Origin of the sequence: Pseudomonas sp. SBT1-2 (genome assembly GCF_028640875.1) — a bacterium.
GTDB lineage: Bacteria > Pseudomonadota > Gammaproteobacteria > Pseudomonadales > Pseudomonadaceae > Aquipseudomonas > Aquipseudomonas chlororaphis_I.
This window is the reverse complement of sequence record NZ_JAQZAA010000063.1, coordinates 134,374-152,959: the sequence shown is the minus strand read 5'-3', so window position 1 is coordinate 152,959 and position 18,586 is coordinate 134,374. Positions and strand designations below refer to the sequence as shown.

Annotated in this window: 18 protein-coding genes; 7 read left to right on the top strand and 11 right to left on the bottom strand. The window is 60.2% G+C overall.

From position 1 onward, the window contains the following. Positions 1–82 precede the first annotated feature (82 nt). The 6 genes from PVZ78_RS09460 to acs form a co-directional block, all read right to left on the bottom strand. A complete protein-coding gene (locus PVZ78_RS09460) occupies positions 83–847 on the bottom strand; it encodes an ABC transporter ATP-binding protein (protein ID WP_009045161.1) in 765 nt (254 codons plus the stop codon). A gap of 23 nt (positions 848–870) precedes the next feature. Then, positions 871–1,983 carry a succinylglutamate desuccinylase/aspartoacylase family protein gene (locus PVZ78_RS09455; RefSeq protein ID WP_041984608.1) on the bottom strand — a complete coding sequence of 371 codons (1,113 nt, stop codon included), beginning with the start codon at positions 1,981–1,983 and terminating at the stop codon, positions 871–873. Position 1,984: 1 nt separating this feature from the next. Next, positions 1,985–2,683 carry an ABC transporter permease gene (locus PVZ78_RS09450; protein WP_009050328.1) on the bottom strand — a complete coding sequence of 233 codons (699 nt, stop codon included), beginning with the start codon at positions 2,681–2,683 and terminating at the stop codon, positions 1,985–1,987. Then, positions 2,680–3,369 (bottom strand): ABC transporter permease, encoded by a 690-nt coding sequence (locus tag PVZ78_RS09445; RefSeq protein ID WP_007921541.1) that lies wholly within the window; start codon positions 3,367–3,369, stop codon positions 2,680–2,682. The genes PVZ78_RS09450 and PVZ78_RS09445 overlap by 4 nt, the downstream gene beginning before the upstream one ends. 91 nt (positions 3,370–3,460) lie before the next feature. After that, positions 3,461–4,237, bottom strand: a complete 777-nt coding sequence (locus PVZ78_RS09440) for an ABC transporter substrate-binding protein (RefSeq protein WP_009050329.1) — start codon at positions 4,235–4,237, stop codon at positions 3,461–3,463. Between the two features lie 578 nt (positions 4,238–4,815). Further along, the gene (gene acs, locus PVZ78_RS09435) at positions 4,816–6,771 is read right to left on the bottom strand and encodes an acetate--CoA ligase (RefSeq protein ID WP_009050330.1); all 1,956 of its coding nucleotides are present in this window, start codon (positions 6,769–6,771) and stop codon (positions 4,816–4,818) included. 412 nt (positions 6,772–7,183) lie between these two features. On the opposite strand from acs, the gene PVZ78_RS09430 reads away from it, so the two are divergent. Continuing rightward, complete coding sequence (locus PVZ78_RS09430) at positions 7,184–7,447, top strand: DUF2790 domain-containing protein (protein ID WP_038634332.1); 264 nt, start codon at positions 7,184–7,186, stop codon at positions 7,445–7,447. Between the two features lie 873 nt (positions 7,448–8,320). After that, complete coding sequence (locus PVZ78_RS09425) at positions 8,321–9,568, top strand: ribonucleotide-diphosphate reductase subunit beta (RefSeq protein ID WP_009050332.1); 1,248 nt, start codon at positions 8,321–8,323, stop codon at positions 9,566–9,568. A 142-nt stretch (positions 9,569–9,710) separates the two neighbouring features. On the opposite strand, the gene PVZ78_RS09420 is transcribed toward PVZ78_RS09425, so the two are convergent. Next, entirely contained in the window at positions 9,711–10,424 is a 714-nt protein-coding gene (locus PVZ78_RS09420; protein WP_273828603.1) for an acid phosphatase, read from the bottom strand. 386 nt (positions 10,425–10,810) lie between these two features. Further along, on the bottom strand, positions 10,811–11,422 hold the full coding sequence (locus PVZ78_RS09415) for a phage holin family protein (RefSeq protein ID WP_258255034.1): 612 nt from the start codon (positions 11,420–11,422) through the stop codon (positions 10,811–10,813). Between the two features lie 142 nt (positions 11,423–11,564). Here PVZ78_RS09415 and PVZ78_RS09410 point away from each other — a divergent pair, with 142 nt between their 5' ends. Next, positions 11,565–12,548, top strand: coding sequence for a hypothetical protein (locus PVZ78_RS09410; RefSeq protein WP_273828602.1), 984 nt, complete (start codon positions 11,565–11,567; stop codon positions 12,546–12,548). 3 nt (positions 12,549–12,551) lie between these two features. Here PVZ78_RS09410 and PVZ78_RS09405 read toward each other — a convergent pair whose 3' ends face one another. Continuing rightward, on the bottom strand, positions 12,552–13,364 hold the full coding sequence (locus PVZ78_RS09405; protein ID WP_273828601.1) for a sulfite exporter TauE/SafE family protein: 813 nt from the start codon (positions 13,362–13,364) through the stop codon (positions 12,552–12,554). Positions 13,365–13,477: 113 nt separating this feature from the next. On the opposite strand from PVZ78_RS09405, the gene PVZ78_RS09400 reads away from it, so the two are divergent. Continuing rightward, positions 13,478–14,248 carry an AraC family transcriptional regulator gene (locus PVZ78_RS09400; RefSeq protein ID WP_273828600.1) on the top strand — a complete coding sequence of 257 codons (771 nt, stop codon included), beginning with the start codon at positions 13,478–13,480 and terminating at the stop codon, positions 14,246–14,248. A 128-nt stretch (positions 14,249–14,376) separates the two neighbouring features. Continuing rightward, a complete protein-coding gene (locus PVZ78_RS09395; protein WP_009050338.1) occupies positions 14,377–14,694 on the top strand; it encodes a helix-turn-helix domain-containing protein in 318 nt (105 codons plus the stop codon). Here the strand turns inward: PVZ78_RS09395 and PVZ78_RS09390 are convergent. Next, entirely contained in the window at positions 14,676–15,233 is a 558-nt protein-coding gene (locus PVZ78_RS09390) for an AAA family ATPase (RefSeq protein WP_273828599.1), read from the bottom strand. The genes PVZ78_RS09395 and PVZ78_RS09390 overlap by 19 nt on opposite strands. Before the next feature lie 103 nt (positions 15,234–15,336). Continuing rightward, a complete protein-coding gene (locus PVZ78_RS09385; RefSeq protein WP_016704127.1) occupies positions 15,337–16,395 on the bottom strand; it encodes an MBL fold metallo-hydrolase in 1,059 nt (352 codons plus the stop codon). A gap of 202 nt (positions 16,396–16,597) precedes the next feature. On the opposite strand from PVZ78_RS09385, the gene PVZ78_RS09380 reads away from it, so the two are divergent. Together PVZ78_RS09380 and PVZ78_RS09375 are read left to right on the top strand one after the other, a co-directional pair. Then, positions 16,598–17,206 carry a TetR/AcrR family transcriptional regulator gene (locus PVZ78_RS09380; RefSeq protein WP_009050341.1) on the top strand — a complete coding sequence of 203 codons (609 nt, stop codon included), beginning with the start codon at positions 16,598–16,600 and terminating at the stop codon, positions 17,204–17,206. A gap of 226 nt (positions 17,207–17,432) precedes the next feature. Beyond that, positions 17,433–18,509: a diguanylate cyclase gene (locus PVZ78_RS09375; protein WP_273828598.1), complete on the top strand. Its 1,077-nt coding sequence runs from the start codon at positions 17,433–17,435 to the stop codon at positions 18,507–18,509. The last annotated feature ends 77 nt before the right edge of the window (positions 18,510–18,586 follow it).

Below are 18,586 nucleotides of genomic sequence, written 5' to 3'. Positions count from 1 at the left end.
GGCCAAAGGCGGCTGCAACCAAATTAGACCATCTGGCGCGCGGTGCGCAGCATGACCTAATTTGGTGCGTTACGGGAGTGATTTACTTCAGGCTGCCCGAGAGGAATTGTTGCAAACGTTCCGATTGCGGATTGACCAGCACTTCGCGCGGGTTGCCGCTTTCTTCCACCAGGCCCTTGTGCAGGAATATCAGCTGGTTCGAGACTTCACGGGCAAAGCCCATTTCGTGGGTCACCACCACCATGGTCCGGCCTTCCTGGGCCAGGGCCTGCATCACTTTCAGCACGTCGCCCACCAGCTCGGGGTCGAGCGCCGAAGTCGGTTCGTCGAACAGCATGACCTCTGGCTCCATCGCCAGCGCACGGGCGATCGCCACGCGCTGCTGCTCGCCACCGGACATATGGCCCGGGTAGGCATCCTTGCGATGCGCCACGCCGACCTTGGCCAGGTAGTGCTCGGCCTTTGCACGGGCTTCGGCCTTGGGTACGCCGAGCACATGCACCGGCGCTTCCATGATGTTTTCGATGGCGGTCATGTGCGACCACAGGTTGAAGTGCTGGAACACCATCGACAGGCGCGAACGCATGCGTTGCAGCTGTTTTGGATCCGCCGCCTTCAGCGCGCCATCCTTGTTCGCCACCAGCTTCAACTCTTCGTTGTTCAGCAGGATCTTGCCGGCGTGCGGCTGCTCCAGCAGGTTGATGCAACGCAGGAAGGTGGATTTGCCGGAGCCACTGGAGCCGATGATGCTGATCACATCGCCAGCCGCCGCTTTCAGGGACACGCCCTTGAGCACTTCGTGACTGCCATAGCGTTTATGCAGGTCTTGGACTTCAAGTTTGTACATGCTGTCGGTTCTCACAAAAGCAGTCAGTCGTTGAGCAAGCGCCCGTGCCGCAGCGCTTCGCGCCCCGCCACCTTGGCCAGCCAGAAACCGGGTTGGGCGTAACGCAGCCGCTCAACGGCGAACAACACGCCGCTGGTGCCAGCACACAGGGTGCTGACCCGATCGGATAAGGGATCAATCACTTCAAAAATCGGCTCGCCCTTCTCCACCCAGCTACCGGCCGGACGCAGAAAACTCACCACGCCGGGATGCGGCGCAAACAACAATTCGGTGCCTTCGAAAGGCATGGCTTCGCACGCTTCATGCTGCGCCGCCGGCCACTCGCCCGCAATCAGTCCCTGCTCGGCGAGGAACGCCAGGATGCCTTCGGCATGCGCCTCGGCTTGCGGGCGACCGGTGTCGGCCTGACCGCCCAGCTCAAGGGTGGTCGCCAGGCAGGCCAGCGGAATCTGTGCCTGCGGGAACTGGCGCGCCAGGCGCAGCCAGGGCAGCGAACAGGCTTCGTCGAACGAGCTGCCGCCGGAGTCTTCCGCCAGCAGGCCGACCCGCACATTCAGATGGGCCGCCAGGGAGCGCCACTGCGGCCAATGCTGCGGCAAGGCGTACATATGCAGCGCCGCTTCCGTATCGCAGTGCAGGTCCAGCACTACGTCCGCGGTGCAGGCGTGGCTCAGGAGGGTGCGCTGCATGCCTTGCAGCTGGCTCGATGGCGCCGGCAGTTCGGCCAGCACATCGCTCATGGCCTGGCGAATCATCTGGATATTGGCGTGCGGGTCATCCCCCAGGCATCCATCCAGACGGGCCGCGACCGGCGCACTCAGCTCGACGAAATCGCGGTTGAAGTTCTTGCCGCTGCCAGCCTCGAACCGCCCCTGATGATTGCCCTGCAACAGTTGCCCCAGCCCCATCGGGTTGGCCACCGGCACCAGTTCGATCACGCCATTCAGCGCGCCCTGGGCTTCCAGTTCGGCCAGGCGCTTTTTCAGCTCCCAGGCGGTGCGCATCCCAGGCAGTTCGTCCGCATGCAGGCTGGCCTGGATATAGGCCTTGCGCTCGCCGCGACCGAAACGGAACACCGAGACCTGCCGCTCGCTGCCCAGGTGGCTCCACGGCAATGCGTGGTCAATGCGTTCCATATCAGTGCTTCCGCGGCGCCAGGTAGCGCAGCCAGCGGCCTTCGGCCAGCTTGAACAGGCGCACCAGGATAAAGGTCAGGCACAGGTAGAACACGCCGGCGGTGATGTAGGCCTCGAACGGCAGGTAGTACTGCGCGTTGACCGTACGAGCCGCACCGGTGATGTCGATCAGGGTCACGATGGAGGCCAGACTGGTGGTCTGCAACATCATGATCACTTCGTTGCTGTACTGCGGCAGCGCCCGGCGCAAGGCCGACGGCAGCAGGATGCGGGCATACATCTTGTAGCGCGACATACCCATGGCCTTGGCCGCCTCGATCTCACCGTTCGGCGTGGCCTTGAGGCTGCCGGCGATGATTTCCGCGGTGTAGGCGCTGGTGTTGATGGCGAACGCCAGGCAGGCACAGAAGGTCGCGCTGGACAGCCACGGCCAGAGGAAGCTTTTGCGCACCACATCGAACTGCGCCAGGCCGTAGTAGATCAGGAACAGCTGCACCAGCATCGGCGTGCCGCGGATCACATAGGTGTAGAGCCAGGCGCTGAGGTTGACGATCGGCTGCTTGGACACCCGCATCAGCCCCAGGGGCAACGCCACCAGCAGACCGAAGAACAGCGACAGGGCCAAGAGTTTCAGGGTGGTCAGCAAGCCACTGAAATACAGCGGCAAGGCCTCATAGATGACGTTGTAGTCGAAGATCATAGATCAGCCGCCCTTACGCCTACCGAGTAGCGCTTCTCAAGGTGACGCAATGCCAGCAACGAGACACTGGTGATCACCAGGTACATCGCCGCCACCGCGAGGAAGAAGGTGAAAGGCTCGCGGGTGGCGTCAGCCGCCTGCTTGGCCTTGAACATCATGTCTTGCAGGCCCACCACCGAAATCAGCGCGGTGGCCTTGGTCAGTACCAGCCAGTTGTTGGTGAAGCCTGGAATCGCCAGACGGATCATCTGCGGCACCAGCACCCGGAAGAACACCTGGAAGCTGTTCATGCCGTAGGCCATGCCTGCTTCCGCCTGCCCCTTGGGGATCGCCATGAAGGCACCGCGGAAGGTTTCCGACAGGTAGGCACCGAAGATGAAGCCCAGGGTGCCGATACCGGCGGCCAGCGGGTTCAGGTCGATGTAGTCGTCGTAACCCAGCATGGGCGCGACCCGGTTGAGCAGGTCCTGGCCGCCGTAGAAGATCAGCAGGATCAGCACCAGGTCGGGAATCCCGCGGATCACCGTGGAATACAGATCGCCCAGCCACGCCAGCCAGCGCACCGGCGAGAGGCGCAGCGCGACCCCGATCAGACCCAGAACGATGGCCAGGGCCATGGACGACAAGGCAAGCTGAAGCGTCAGCCAAGCGCCATCGAGGATGACAGCCCCGTAGCCTTTCAACATGATTCAGGTCCTCGAAAATTGGGATGAAAAAATGGCGCAAACTTCAGAGATTCTGCTGCTTGCGCCATCTCGGACTTGCTGACTCGACGATTTACTGGCCGTAAATGTCGAAATCGAAGTACTTGTCCTGGATTTGCTTGTACTTGCCGTTCTCGCGAATGGCAGCGATCGCACCGGTGATCTTGTCTTTCAGCGCATCGCCCTTGCGTACAGCGATACCCACGCCGTCGCCGAAGTATTTGGTGTCGGTGAACGCCGGGCCGACGAACGCGAAGCCTTTGCCGGCGTCGGTTTTCAGGAAGCCGTCATTCAACAGGGTAGCGTCCGCCACGGTGCCATCGAGGCGACCGGCCGCGACGTCCAGGTAGATCTCGTTCTGCGAGCCGTATGGCTTGATCTCGGCACCCAGCGGAGCCAGCACTTCACGGGCGAAACGCTCGTGGATCGAACCGCGCTGCACGCCAATGTTCTTGCCCTTGAGCTCGGCCAGGCCGTCGCTGACCTGGGTACCGGCCTTCATGACCAGGCGCGCAGGGGTGTTGTAGTACTTGCCGGTGAAGTCCACGGACTTCTTGCGGTCGTCGGTGATCGACATTGACGACAGGATCGCATCGATCTTGCGCACCTTGAGTGCAGGGATCAGGCCGTCGAACTCCTGCTCGACCCACACGCACTTGACCTTCATTTCTTCGCACAAGGCGTTGCCGATGTCGTAGTCGAAACCAACGATGCTGCCGTCCGGAGCCTTGGAGGCGAATGGAGGGTAAGCCGCTTCGATACCAATTTTCAGAGGCTTTTCATCGGCGAATGTCGGCAGGGAAAGTACGGAGGACAGTGCCAGGGCGCCAAGAAGCACGAGTTTCTTCATCTTAGGACTCCATCGGTAAAGGGCGAAAACGGCAGAGTGAGCGACAGCCCAATATGCGAATGGGTGGAACCTGATAGCGGTGCTGCGTCCTTGAGGACCTGGCCATGAACCCCATGCGGGTTTCCGGCAGGCTACGACGAGCGAGTGATCGGCATTCTAACGACAGGCCCGAAGCCGATATTTCCTCAATGCGACAACAAATTACAGAAGCACTGAGAAACCAGGTCGAGCACATTGACAGCTCTTCAAGTTTATGCAAGAGCAAAAGACGATAAACCTATCTACGTTGCAAATTGCGGGCCTATTATTCGCAAAGCCTTCTATTCCGGCAAGCGCAGCGTTATGACTTATTTTTTGCCGGCCCCGAAAGGCCCTGAAACGGGGCCTGGCGTTTCTCATTGCCCCGAATCCGGGCAGCGGGTTACACATTCCCCGCTGCCGGTAACATTCAGATACGCCTGATGGACATACCGATATTTATTCGATCGAAAAGCGGCTACAAGAGGCGGCAGTAGCGCTCACAAAAAAGCCCCGCCCGGCACAAGGCCGGGCGGGGCTTTCACTGAGACCGATTCGCCTTAGGCGACGTTCATGGTCTTGTGGGTATCGACCAGATGCTGCACCACGCCCGGGTCGGCCAGCGTGGAGATATCCCCCAGGCTGTCATATTCCGCGGTGGCGATCTTGCGCAGGATACGGCGCATGATCTTCCCGGAACGGGTCTTCGGCAGCCCCGGCGCCCACTGGATGACATCCGGCGAGGCGATCGGACCGATCTCCTTGCGCACCCAGTTCTTCAGTTCCAGGCGCAGGGCTTCGCTCGGCTCTTCGCCACCATTGAGGGTGACATAGACATAGATGCCCTGCCCCTTGATGTCATGGGGCACACCGACCACCGCCGCTTCGGCGACTTTCGGGTGCGCGACCATGGCGCTTTCGATTTCGGCAGTCCCCATGCGGTGGCCGGAGACGTTGAGCACGTCATCCACCCGCCCGGTGATCCACCAGTAGCCGTCTTCATCGCGACGGGCACCGTCACCGGTGAAGTACATGCCACGGAAGGTCTTGAAGTAGGTATCGACGAAACGATCGTGGTCGCCATACAGGGTGCGCGCCTGGCCTGGCCACGAATCGAGGATCACCAGGTTGCCTTCGGCGGCGCCCTCGATGATATTGCCCAGGTTGTCCACCAGCGCCGGCACCACACCAAAGAACGGACGAGCCGCCGAACCCGGCTTGAGGGCATGGGCGCCCGGCAGCGGGCTCATCAGGGTCGCGCCGGTCTCGGTCTGCCACCAGGTATCGACGATCGGGCAACGGGATTGACCGACGTTCTTGTAGTACCAGTCCCAGGCTTCCGGGTTGATCGGCTCACCCACCGAACCCAGCAGGCGCAGGCTGCTGCCATCGGCGCCTTCGCAGGCGGCGCTACCCGAGGCCATCATGGCGCGGATCGCGGTCGGCGCGGTGTAGAGGATATTGACCTTGTGCTTGTCGACGATCTTCGCCACGCGGGTCACGTCCGGGTAGTTCGGCACGCCCTCGAACAGCACGGTGGTCGCGCCATTGGCCAGCGGGCCATAGACGATATAGGTGTGGCCGGTGACCCAACCGACGTCGGCGGTGCACCAGTAGATTTCCCCCGGACGGTAATCGAACACGCGCTCGTGGGTCAGGGCCGCATACAGCAGGTAGCCGCCAGTGGTGTGCTGCACGCCTTTGGGCTTACCGGTGGAGCCGGAGGTATAAAGGATGAACAGTGCTTCCTCGGCGCCCATTTCTTTTGGCGCGCAGACAGTACCGGCCACCTTCATCAAGTCTTCGTACCAGATGTCGCGATGCTGGTTCCACTTGATCTGGCCATTGGTGCGCTTGCACACGATGACCTTCTGGATGCTGCTGGTTTCCGGGTTGGTCAACGCGTCGTCGACATTGGCCTTGAGCGGAATCTTCTTGCCCGCGCGAATGCCTTCGTCGGCGGTGATCACCACCTTGGACTTGCAGTCGATGATGCGGCCAGCCAGCGCTTCCGGCGAGAAGCCGCCGAACACCACCGAGTGAATCGCACCGATCCGGGTACAGGCCAGCATGGCGACCACGGCCTCGGGGATCATCGGCATATAGATAGTCACCACGTCGCCGCGGTGCACGTCCTGGCCACGCAGGGCGTTGGCGAACTTGCAGACCTGCTCGTGCAGTTCGCGGTAGGTGATGTTGCGGCTTTCGGAAGGATCGTCGCCCTCCCAGATGATCGCGATCTGATCGCCGCGCTCGGCCAAGTGGCGATCCAGGCAGTTGTAGGAAACGTTGAGGGTGCCGTCGGCAAACCACTTGATATCGACATGGTGATCGTCGAAGGAGGTCTGCTTCACCGTGGTGAAAGGCTTGATCCAGTCGAGGCGCTTGGCTTGTTCGCGCCAGAAGCCGTCCGGGTTGACGACCGACTGCTGGTACATGGCCTTGTAGGTCGCCTCGTCAGTCAGCGTGTTGGCCGCAACCTCGGGACGAACGGGATACAGAGAAGCCGCACTCATCTTTCTTACCTCGGTGACATAGTTGTTGTTGTATGACCCCGTTGTAGCCGGGGCGGGCCTATAGAACCATTCGACGATGGTAGTAACAACCCCCGGCCAATCCCCCTGAAAAGTGCTTTAGCCCTTCTATTACGGTACTTGCGGCAGCTTCTGCGGCAAGTAGCGGACCGCTGCCAGGCCACTGGGGGTCGTTTTTGCCGGGATTGTTACAAAAACCGTCAATAGTGTTTATCAAAAGCACGCCTGTATAGCGCCTACTCAGGCGCCTAAAATCAACCTCGCCAACAAGGCAATGTGATTAACCAAGTTACAGCCCCCACGAAGGCAGTTAATCCAGACTTCCACTCAAGTTCCACACGCAGCCCCACAAAGGCTGCGTGCCCCCACACGACCTTAGAAAGGTGAAATCAAAATGAAAGCTTTATTAGTTCTGGCCCTCAGCAGTCTTTGCGCTACAGCAATGGCCGACGAGATCCCGACTGATGTCGCCAGCCAGCAACCGCCCGTAGAGGAATACTCTTACTCGTCCGACCTGGACATCGCCAAAGTTATCTCCATGAGCGAAGTTCCAGATGTATGCGAAGTTGTACCCGCGCGTATGGAATATGAAGACTCGAAAGGCCTGCGGCATATTCTGCAATACCGCGTCATGGGTAACGGCTGCTCTAACGGCTGATATTCAAGTTGCTCTTCAAGTTCCAATAAGTGCCGGCCGCAAGAGCTCTTTCTTGCGGCAAAGATGGCCAGATGCACAACTGAAACCAGACGTGTTGCAAGCCATCGCCCAACGCAGTGCGACCACGGCCTTCGCACTCCCTTTTCTCATCTGTCGAGCCAGCTTGCGGGGAGCGTTTTTGTATCGCTCCGAGGGGCTTGATGGAGGTCCGCAAATGCTTTCTCGAGCGTCAGAAGCGACCTCGGATGGTAAGCCGGGACAGTAGTGTTTCAAAGGTCAAAAATTGACCATCCAACACAAGATGTAGTGGCAAAAGAGTTTTTTTGCTTATTTTTTGAGCAGAAAACTCACTCGACAATTTTCAGCAGAAATTGAACACAATCCTGTCTACCAAAGCCCCCACCCTTCCCTGTAAGTCACGTCCTACGGGGCTTGCAGAGCATCGCGCAAAATCTTCAACGCCTGCGATCAACTCGAGGCGGCAAAAACACGCCAAACGGGGTGAAAAAAAATCTTCGCCGGCCAAAGCCTTGTAAACCCTCGCTCCGCCGCGATAACGCCCCTCGCCGGCCGAATCGTGAGCCACTTCGTCGCACCACAGCGGCAAAAAAGTCCTTATAATGCGGCCTTAAAACGGGCCTGCAATATTCCCTTACAGGGATAAACAGCCAATCCGAAGCCAGCGCAGAAATCGACCCGGTCCTCTGTGCCCATAACCGCCTCGGAACTCCCGTACATATTTTTGTTTATTGCCTGCGTTAGCTGCTGCAACAAACGATTCCTTAAGATCCAACGCGGCCAGTTCGGCCGTGTGAAAAGCCAACCATCAGTTTTCACACGGGCATCTGGCCCTCACGCAGGAGACGACACGTCATGCTGAGCTGGGACGAATTCGACAAAGAAGAAGGCGAAGTCGCCGTTAAAGGCGCCAACGCCGGCCACGCTGCCGAAGCTGCCATGGACAAACTCGACAGCGCCGGTGGTGCCGCCGCTCTCGAAGCCCGCGCCGTAACCGCCAACGATTCTGCTGCCGTTGCCCGTGCCAAGGCCTCTCTGGACCAACTCGACATCGCCGAAGGCCTGGCCGAGTTGGAAGGTGCTTCCGCCCGTGTCGCCGTCGATGAAAAGCGCATGATCAACTGCCGCGCCGACCTCAACCAGCTCGTGCCATTCAAATATGACTGGGCCTGGCAGAAGTACCTGGACGGTTGCGCAAACCACTGGATGCCGCAAGAAGTCAACATGACCGCCGACATCGCCCTCTGGAAAAACCCGGAAGGCCTGACCGACGACGAGCGCCGCATTGTGATGCGCAACCTGGGCTTCTTCTCCACCGCCGACTCCCTGGTTGCCAACAACCTGGTGCTGGCCGTGTACCGCCTGATCACCAACCCGGAATGCCGCCAGTACATCCTGCGCCAGGCGTTCGAAGAGGCGATCCACACCCACGCCTACCAGTACTGCATCGAATCGCTGGCCATGGATGAAGGCGAGATCTTCAACATGTACCACGAGATTCCATCGGTCGCGAAGAAAGCGGCTTGGGGCCTGAAGTACACCCGTTCGATCTCCGATCCGAAGTTCGAAACCGGCACCGTCGACACCGACAAAGAGCTGCTGCGCAACCTGATCGCCTACTACTGCGTTCTGGAAGGCATCTTCTTCTACTGCGGCTTCACCCAGATCCTGTCCATGGGCCGCCGCAACAAAATGACCGGCGTCGCCGAGCAGTTCCAGTACATCCTGCGCGACGAATCCATGCACCTGAACTTCGGTATCGACGTGATCAACCAGATCAAGATCGAAAACCCGCACCTGTGGGATGCCGAGATGAAGGAAGAAGCCACCCAGATGATCCTCCAGGGCACCCAACTGGAAATCGAATACGCTCGCGACACCATGCCGCGCGGCGTACTGGGCATGAACGCAGCGATGATGGAGGACTACCTCAAGTTCATCGCCAACCGTCGCCTGTCGCAGATCGGCCTGAAAGAAGAATACCCAGGCACCACCAACCCGTTCCCATGGATGAGCGAAATCATGGACTTGAAGAAAGAGAAGAACTTCTTCGAGACTCGGGTGATCGAGTATCAGACTGGCGGCGCGCTGAGCTGGGATTGATTCCGAGCTCCTGCCCTGTGCCGATCTCGATCTGAATCGGCACAACGAAAGATAAAAAAGCCCTGACTTGCTCAGGGCTTTTTTATTGAGGGTCCGACTCCCCCGCTTCCAGGCCAATCATCCGGCCCGGATCGATATCTGCTCAATCGGCAGAAGCCAGGACTCCACGAATCTCCTGTTTCACCGCCTCGAAATCCGCCGCCGCGCGGGGATCGTCCAGCAGCCGGGCCGCCAATACCGCGGCGCTTATCTTTCCGCCCTCCAGGTCACTGGGGAAATGCACGCCGGCGATAACCCGGCTGTCGGCATTGATCTGTGCGCGGCTGAACAGCTCGCTGCGTTTCTCCGGCAGCGCCATGCTCAGCAAGGTGGCATTGAGATACCCATTCATCGAATGACCGCTGGGGTAGGAATCGCCCTCGGGTGGCGGCAGTACCGGCTTCACCAGTGCCGAGGCTTCGTATGGGCGCGGCCGACCATAGCTGTGCTTGGCCGGCATCAGGAACTGCACCAGGTCTTCCTGGGCCCGCCGGAAGAAGGCACGGGTCAGGGGCAGGCGCTCGATGCTGAAACCGGCGCCGAGGGATTCCCTGGCGAAGTGGAACACGCTGTCCTCCCATTCATCATCCTGCTGGACCTGGCTCACCTGCGCCCTGCTGCGCGCCGCCTGGGCCGCCAGCACCGCTTTCAAATCACTGTGCTGCAGCGACGAATCGACGGCAGGTGGCGGTGGCAGGTAGTCGGCCAGCAGGAACTGATTCGCCGGCAGATAAGGCAAGGCCGCCTGCTCCGCCAGGACGATCCCCGCGCCGGACAGGGCCAGAAAAAACAGCAATGAACGCGTCAGAACAGGCATATCAAGGTCCTCGTTATTGTGAGGAGAAAAGCCGTTTGGCTTGTTCCCACCGGACCTTCACTCATGAGGCCGGCGCCTTCTTATCGACCATTTCCCTGGGGCTTACTTGTCCCTCCTTGCCAAGGGTATGACAGTCGCTGCCAGGACCAGGCCTGAAAGCTAAGCTTTTGTTTTTACAAGCTTTAGCGCGTAAGACTCATCTCTGGATAGTGAGAGTTTTGTTAATTAAAACTGTAGGAAATTTCGCAGACCCACCCCCGCCAAAAACAATGAAATGCTCCCGCGATGACACGGAAGATTCAGGGAGGCTGTCTGCTTGACTGGCTCTGACGCGGGATCTTTTCTCGAGCACGCTCGCCCCTAAAAAGGGAGCGGCTGGAACCGGATCACGGCTTGTTCTGCTCAAGCGGGCGCCAATCGAAATGCTGCCGTTCGCCGACACCATTGAAGTCGACGCGATAGGTGTGTTGCTTGCCGCCGATATCGCAGACGCCGATCAGGTCGTGGTTATGCTGCTCGCGAGGCGGTGGCATCTGGATACGCACGGTGCCGTGGCAGTTTTCGTAGTTGCAGGGTGCGGTATTGCGATACAGCAGGTAGTCGCCGCTTTCATCACGCTCGACCCAACGCCCATCGATGAACCGTGCCTGGTCGGGTGGAATGCTGGCAGTGGCCATCTTGCGTTTGCCGTTGCACAGCATCACCCCGCCCATGGCGAGGGCCATGATGAGGTAGGCCAGGATCCGCGACTCCACATTGAAGTAGGAAAGGATGCCCAACGCGTCGGCCAGGATCGACATGACCGAAAGCGCCAGCGCCGGCAGCGACAGGAAAAATGCCACCGCGCCTTTGATGACGCTGCCCCGGCTCACCCGTTCGACGCTCCTGGGGTCGATGACGAACTGAATGCTGGTGCGCTCGGGCGCCTGATTCTGGGCAATGTTGATGTGGTTGGCATCGCCAATGGAGCCGATATTGATGCGGTTACCGTCAGACATGAACCTGAGCCCTTTCCGGTTATGGGTGGATCGCGCTACCTACAAGATTATGCCGAGATAGGCACCCATGCTTGAAAAGATCAGTGCACTCCCCTTCACCACCCGCTATTAATAGCCTTCTTCACTCAAGGACCCGAGCCCCATGAAATTCGACACCGCCTACTGCATCAGCCTCGACGACAAGCTGTCGATCTATGACGTGCGCGATCTGAATTTCGACGAGACCATGGCCTTCGACTCGGCCAAGGAACAGTTCCAGTGCCCCAATGACGCCTGTCGCGCAGCCTTTGCCGCGGACAACCAGTTGGGCACCTTCAATGCCAAGAACGTCAATTACATCCGCACCCCGCACTTCAAGAACCTGCCCGGCACCCGGCATATCGAGGGCTGTCCGTATGGCACCAGCAGGACCCTGGCAGCCGGCTTGGAAGGCGCGCAGGACGAGGATGATCGGGAAGAGCACTTCCCGTCGGAATTGCTCCTGACCCGCCGCGAATATGCGCGCAAGCCCGCCACCCCGCCAGCGGATGTCGACACGCCAAGCACTGCAGCGCCCGCCCCCTCCTCCATCCCGCGCACGCCTCATCCAGCCCAGGCCAGCACGCCGGACAAGACCAGCGTCTTCGCCCATCCGGTGGAGTGTTTTGTGTCGAATATCGACGACAAGGAGTTGCTCAAGCGCATGCCGCTGAAGATCGGCGAGCACACGGCGCCCTATGCCTCATTCTTCAAGAAGATCGAATACCTGCTGGACAACAAGGGGTTGATCTACTGGGGCAAGATCAAGGAGATCAAGGACTACACCCAGAGCTTTCGCATCGACTTCGAACAGAAGGTCTGGTTCAAGCAGGCCGACGAGGGGAAAAAGAAGCCCTACTCGGTCAACGTCTACCTGAGCAAAAAACTGATCGAGAACTACCGCAAGCGCAAAGCCTTCCTCGAAGAGATCAAGCACGCCATCGACAGCGAACAAGAGCTGTATTGTTTCTTTTATGGGGTGACCCCGGAGCTGAAACAGGTGCCGAGCAAGAAACACCCCGAACAGACGTTCGGGGTATTCAGCGCCAATATCGAGAACCTCGACCACTTCATCATTCGTGAAGCACCGGGGTTGGCGACGGGTTAGCCCTTAGCTGGCCAGCATGCCGAGCATCACCAGCACCAGCAGGCCGATATACACCCGAGCATGCAACCGATCGGGAATGCGCCCGATCCACGGCGTGGCCAGGCGGATGCCCAGCAATGAGCCGAGGGTCAGCACGGCAAAGGCCAGCAGGTCGACATAGCCGATAAACCAGGGCCCCAGATCGAAACGGCTGAAGCCGGCCAGGGCCATATAGGTGAGAGTCCCGGCCAGGGCCACCGGAACGCTCAGCGGGTTGGCCATGGACGTGGCCTGGGTCATGCTCAGGCCACAGCGACGCAGCAGGGGCACGGTCATCACGCTGCCGCCGACACCCAGGAAGGTAGCAATGGCCCCGATGCCCAGGCCGCCGGTGTATTCGAGTCGCCCCAGGCGGCGCGGCGCGCGGGTGTCGGCCTGTTCAAGAAAGCCACGACGCAGCAGGCAATCGGCAATGGTCAGCGCCAGGTAGGCGATAAAGGCGTAACGCATCACCTCACCACTGACCGCCATCGCCAGGACCGCTCCCGCTATCGCGCCCAGCCCGATATAACCACCCAGCGGCCACAGGTAATGCCGAATCAGGTTGCCGGCGCGGCGGTGTTTGCCGGTGGCCATCAACGCATTGACGATCATCACGCAGGTCGAGGTGGCGACCGCTATATGCATGGCCGACTGGGCAATGGCATCGTCAGCATCGTGGCTGCCCAGCAGCAGGCGATACAGCAGCGGCACCACCACAAAACCACCGCCGAAACCGAACAGCACCGCGCTGATCCCGGTCATGCAGCCGAACAGCCCCAGCCATAGATAAAACATCGAAGATCCTCCGTTGATAGAAGACCTCGACGATAGCGCGCCAGGGCTTGGCCGGCTTTAGCAAGTCAGCCAATACTGTTCGCATTTACGCCAACCCGCGGACGCCTGACGCCATGCGTGATACTTCGATCGACCGGCTGGATCACACCCCACGCGCCGTGGTGGCGATCGGTACCGATTACCCCCACGGCCACCTGTTGCCGAGCCATAGCCATCGTCGTGCGCAGCTGTTGTATGGCGCCACCGGGGTGATGCAGGTCAGCACCACGAACGGCCGCTGGGTGGTGCCGCCACAGCGCGCGGTATGGATTCCACCCCAGGTGGCTCATGAGGTGCTGATGCTCGGGGTCAGTACCCGCAGCCTGTACATCGAACCGGAGGCGATGCCGGCCTTGGGCGGCGAGTGTCAGGTGATCAGCGTGTCGCCGCTGATGCGCCAGTTGCTGATGGAGGCGGTGGATCTGCCGCTGGTGTATGACGAGAACGGACGCGACGGTGTGCTGATCAGCCTGCTGCTGCATGAACTGAGCCGCACCACCCGCCTGCCCCTGCATATTCCCCTGCCCGAAACGCCGCGCCTGCTCACCCTGTGCCAGGCCTTCCTGCAACAGCCCAATGCCCACCAGTCCCCCGAGCAATGGGCGCAGCAGCTGCATATCAGCCTGCGCACCTTCAACCGCCTGTTCCGCGAGCAGACCGGCATGAGTTTCGTCCAGTGGCGCCAGCGCGCCTGCGTGGTCAGGGCCTTGACCCGACTGGCCGCGGGCGAGGCGGTGACGCGAATCGCCCTCGATTTCGGCTATGACAGCCCCGCCGCCTTTTCCACTATGTTCCGCCGGGTAGCGGGGCAACCACCCAGTGCCTACCTGGAAACCGGGGCATAGCGCCGGGACAAGCCTTGTCACGAAGACGTTGGGGCGATCGGCAAAATGAGTTTGATCCGGGCGCAAAACAACTGTACAAATAAACAGTGCTTTATCAACTCATCTTCACCCGCTTCCGGAGAAAACCCATGGCCTCACTCGCGATGAAAGTCACCCTGGAACGTATCGCCCTTTTCCAGTTCACCCCAGAACACTGCATTCAAGCCCGCGCCATGCTGGGTTGGAACCAGGAACATCTGTCACGGGAGTCCGGCGTCTCGGTCGCCGCCATTCGCCGCTTCGAGGCCGGCGGCGATTTGCTCGACGTGACCCGGCTGGCACTGGCTTTTCGCCTGGAAGCAGAAGGCCTGGTGTTCTTCCCCGGCTTCGCCCCGGGACGTGGCATGAACATCAAGGGCGCCACACCCAACCCGATGGAACGGCCCGACTACGCCATGATCGAGTGATCCAGGGCGCTCAGTACCTCTTCCTGTAATGCCTGCACCGAACGGTGAGTGGCATCGAGGCGGATGACCGGGCAGCTCAGCCCGGTGATCCAGCTCTCATGTCGGCGCAGGCTGCGCGTACCTTGGCCCCCCGTGTCGTAGCCGGCGGCCCAGGCAAGAAAGGTCTGAGTAGCGAGATGGCGTGCACCGCCCTCATCGATCTGCTCGCCATAACGCTGAAACTCGCGCACGCGCAAACGCTGCAGGCGGATCTCGGGGTCCAGGCGGAGGAAAATGGCATGGGTAAAGGCCGGAATCAGCGGGTCGCCCCAGCCGCACAGGGAGCCGGACAGCACCCAGCTGTCCAACCCGGCCACCTGCTGCTGTAACAGCTGGATGCGCTCGTCCCGGGGACGACGCAGGCTGAAAGGCTGTTCGCTGGGGCGCCAGAAGAAGTTATCGGAGTCGAAGTGCGCGATAGCCAAACGCTGGGCCAGCGCCTGGCCCAAGGTCGTGGTGCCGGAACCGGACGCGCCAAACAGATGAAGCCGATAAGCCATCACCAGGTCCGTCGAGGGTATTGGGGGAGTTCTCTAGATACTCCCCAGGCCCGGACACGGCAACCTGGCGATGGCCGGGCCCAGGGAGTAGCCGATGAAGGGTCTACAGGTCGCTCGCCATTACCTGCTCGGCCACAGGGTCGACCTCCATCCACCAGGCGTGCCCCCGCTGCGGGTGCGCCAGGTTGAAGGCCTCGCCCATCTGCGGCGTGGCAATGGCGATGCTGCGTTCCCAGGCCAGCGAGAGGATGCGGTCGAACGGTTCGTACCAGGCATGCATCGACAGGTCGAACGTGCCGTTGTGGATGGGTAACAACCAGCGGCCCTTGAGGTCGATGTGCGCCTGCAAGGTCTGCTCAGGTTGCATGTGCACGCCCGGCCATTCGACGTTGTAGGCGCCGGTTTCCATCAGGGTCAGGTCGAAAGGGCCGTAACGTTCGCCGATCCGCTTGAAGCCGTCGAAGTAACCGCTGTCACCGCTGAAGAAGATCCGGGTGTCGCCATCGATCATCACCCAGGACGCCCACAGCGTGTTGTTGCCGTCGAACAGGCCACGGCCGGAGAAATGTTGCGAAGGCGTGGCGATAAAACGAATGCCATCGACTTCCGTGCCTTCCCACCAATCCAGCTGGCGTACCTTGTCGGCCGGTACGCCCCACTTCACCAGGGTGTCGCCCACGCCCAGGGGCGTGAGGAAATAGCGGGTCTTGTCCGCCAGCTTGAGCACAGTCTGATGGTCCAGGTGATCGTAGTGGTCATGGGACAGGATCACCGCTTCGATTGGCGGCAATTCGGCCAGGCTGATAGGCGGCTGGTGGAAACGCTTGGGGCCGGCCCATTGCACCGGCGATGCGCGTTCGGCGAACACCGGATCGGTGATCCAGAACTTGTCGTGCAGCTTCAATAACACCGTCGAATGCCCCAGGCGGTAGACACTCTGGTTCGGCGCCGCCAGCAGCTGTTCGTGGGTCAATGGCTGCACCGGGATGGCCCCGACCGGACGGGTATTACGCGGTTTGTGGAACAACATGCGCCAGAAAATACCCAGCGTCTTGCCCAGCCCGGCACGCCGGACCGGCGCATGATTACGGAACGCACCTTGTTCCTGCAGGGACGTTTCGGGGCGTGAGGCGCTGTCTGCACGGGAAGAGAGAGTGGCCATGAATCAGTGACTCCAAGGAACCCGACAAGGCTCCGGTGATTCTCTGCGGAACGACAAAGGCCAATGCACGCAAGCGTCAGCCGACCATCATTTTTTCTGTCACGAACTACACTGCACAGTGTAGTTTTTCTAGATTGCAACAAACCCGGGACTAAGTAAACTGCCCCGGATAACTGCCAACGACCGCCATCGAACCCAACTTATGACAGCTCCAAAGCGCCTGACCGACCTCAAACGCGAAGCCATCATCCAGGCGGCGATTACCGAATTCCACGCCAGCGGGTTCGATATCACCAGCATGGACAAGATCGCGGCAACGGCCGGAGTGTCCAAGCGCACGGTGTACAACCACTTCCCCAGCAAGGAGGAGTTGTTCACCGAGATCATGCATAAGTTATGGGCGAGCATCAGGGCGCAAGCGGACATTCTTTACCACCCCGGATTAACCCTGCGTGAACAGTTGCGGGAATTGCTGATGGCCAAGCTGCAACTGCTGGCCGATGACAACTTCCTCAACCTGGCGCGGGTTGCGATTGCCGCTACCCTGCATTCCCCCGAGCGCGCCCAGTACATGGTGGCGCGCATGGGCGAGCGTGAAGAAAGCCTGATGGTGTGGATTCGCTCGGCCCGGGCGGATGGCCGGCTCAAGCCCCTGGACCCGGACTTCGCCGCCCAGCAGCTCCACGGCATGCTCAAGGCGTTTGCCTTCTGGCCGCAGATCACCATGAACCAGCCCCCCCTCAAGAAAGACGAACAGCGGCGCGTCGTCGAGTCCACGCTGGACATGTTCCTGGCCTGCTATCAAGCCTGACGCCCTTCCCGCCGGTTGCTCCAACCCGCGGCTCTGCCGGCTGCCTCGACTTGCACCAAGCGCTCTGCAATGGGCGTTTGCGTACGCTCGTTCCACTAAATGGCCTGCAAGGACACTGATTATTCTTCTTGGAATAAATGACAATGTTCGCCGCCTTGCCCAATGAAGGGTGACGGCCAATAAAAACACCACAAGGTGTTTCAAACCCGGGCTGACGCGGAAATTTATGGATAACCAACAAGGCAAAGGGCTGTCATTTGCCAAACGTATTTACCTGCCAAGGATCGTCGGGCTGGGGATTGGCAGCCTCAGCGTATTCGCCGGCTTGTACCCGGTGCCGCAACCGACCTGGGTTTGGCTGTTCCTGTTGTTCAACGGTTTTATCTGGCCACACCTGGCGTACTTGATCTCAAGCCGCGCGACCTTTCCCTACCAGGCCGAACGCCGCAACGTGTTGTGCGACTCGCTCTTCGGTGGTTTCTGGGCGGCGGCGATGCAGTTCAATCCGCTGCCCACGGTGACCATTCTGGCCATGATGGCGATGAACAACGTCGCAGCCGGTGGCCTGCGCCTGTTCATCCATGGCTCCGTGGCCCAACTGAGCGGTGTCGTGCTTTCGTGGTGGTTGCTCGGTCCTGCCTTCACCGGACATGCCACCCAGTTGCAGATATACGCCTGCCTGCCGATGCTGACTCTCTATCCGATGGCAGTAGGCATGGTCTGCTACCGACTGGCGATCAAGCTCTCCGAGCACAAACGCACCCTCAGCGCGCTGAGCCGCACCGACAGCCTGACCGGCCTGCTCAACCACGGCGCCTGGAAAGACCTGCTGCACCTCAAGTTCACCAAGTGCCAGCAACAACGCTGCCACGGCACCATTGCCTTGATCGACATCGATCATTTCAAACACATCAATGACAGCTACGGCCATATCCTCGGCGACGCCGTGCTGCATCAGTTGAGCCGGGACCTCAAGCTCAACCTGCGCCAGGACGACCTGGCCGGACGCTATGGCGGCGATGAGTTCTGCGTGATCCTGCCGCAGACCTCGATCCAGCAGGCCCGCGAAGTGTTGGAGCGGCTGCGGGAAGTCTTCGGCAACTATCGCCATCCGGGCGTGCCACAACTCAGGGTCAGCCTGAGTATCGGCCTGGCCGCCTGGCACCCGGGGTTGCGCGATGCCGCAATGTGGCTCATGGAGGCCGACAAAGCCCTGTATGCCGCGAAAAACACCGGGCGCAACAAAGTCGCCGCCGCCAGTCCGGTAACCGACCCCCTTCTTGCCGTGCCGACCGGCCCCTGAAAAGTTATACAAAAATGTAAAAAACCAAAATTTTGTACAATTTTCACGAACACCACTCCGAGCCAAGCCGGCATAAT

Coding starts and splice junctions, on each gene's coding strand:
- PVZ78_RS09460 (WP_009045161.1), bottom strand. CDS start 847: ATGTACAAACTTGAAGTCCAAGACCTGCATAAACGCTATGGCAGTCAC.
- PVZ78_RS09455 (WP_041984608.1), bottom strand. CDS start 1,983: ATGGAACGCATTGACCACGCATTGCCGTGGAGCCACCTGGGCAGCGAG.
- PVZ78_RS09450 (WP_009050328.1), bottom strand. CDS start 2,683: ATGATCTTCGACTACAACGTCATCTATGAGGCCTTGCCGCTGTATTTC.
- PVZ78_RS09445 (WP_007921541.1), bottom strand. CDS start 3,369: ATGTTGAAAGGCTACGGGGCTGTCATCCTCGATGGCGCTTGGCTGACG.
- PVZ78_RS09440 (WP_009050329.1), bottom strand. CDS start 4,237: ATGAAGAAACTCGTGCTTCTTGGCGCCCTGGCACTGTCCTCCGTACTT.
- acs (WP_009050330.1), bottom strand. CDS start 6,771: ATGAGTGCGGCTTCTCTGTATCCCGTTCGTCCCGAGGTTGCGGCCAAC.
- PVZ78_RS09430 (WP_038634332.1), top strand. CDS start 7,184: ATGAAAGCTTTATTAGTTCTGGCCCTCAGCAGTCTTTGCGCTACAGCA.
- PVZ78_RS09425 (WP_009050332.1), top strand. CDS start 8,321: ATGCTGAGCTGGGACGAATTCGACAAAGAAGAAGGCGAAGTCGCCGTT.
- PVZ78_RS09420 (WP_273828603.1), bottom strand. CDS start 10,424: ATGCCTGTTCTGACGCGTTCATTGCTGTTTTTTCTGGCCCTGTCCGGC.
- PVZ78_RS09415 (WP_258255034.1), bottom strand. CDS start 11,422: ATGTCTGACGGTAACCGCATCAATATCGGCTCCATTGGCGATGCCAAC.
- PVZ78_RS09410 (WP_273828602.1), top strand. CDS start 11,565: ATGAAATTCGACACCGCCTACTGCATCAGCCTCGACGACAAGCTGTCG.
- PVZ78_RS09405 (WP_273828601.1), bottom strand. CDS start 13,364: ATGTTTTATCTATGGCTGGGGCTGTTCGGCTGCATGACCGGGATCAGC.
- PVZ78_RS09400 (WP_273828600.1), top strand. CDS start 13,478: ATGCGTGATACTTCGATCGACCGGCTGGATCACACCCCACGCGCCGTG.
- PVZ78_RS09395 (WP_009050338.1), top strand. CDS start 14,377: ATGGCCTCACTCGCGATGAAAGTCACCCTGGAACGTATCGCCCTTTTC.
- PVZ78_RS09390 (WP_273828599.1), bottom strand. CDS start 15,233: ATGGCTTATCGGCTTCATCTGTTTGGCGCGTCCGGTTCCGGCACCACG.
- PVZ78_RS09385 (WP_016704127.1), bottom strand. CDS start 16,395: ATGGCCACTCTCTCTTCCCGTGCAGACAGCGCCTCACGCCCCGAAACG.
- PVZ78_RS09380 (WP_009050341.1), top strand. CDS start 16,598: ATGACAGCTCCAAAGCGCCTGACCGACCTCAAACGCGAAGCCATCATC.
- PVZ78_RS09375 (WP_273828598.1), top strand. CDS start 17,433: ATGGATAACCAACAAGGCAAAGGGCTGTCATTTGCCAAACGTATTTAC.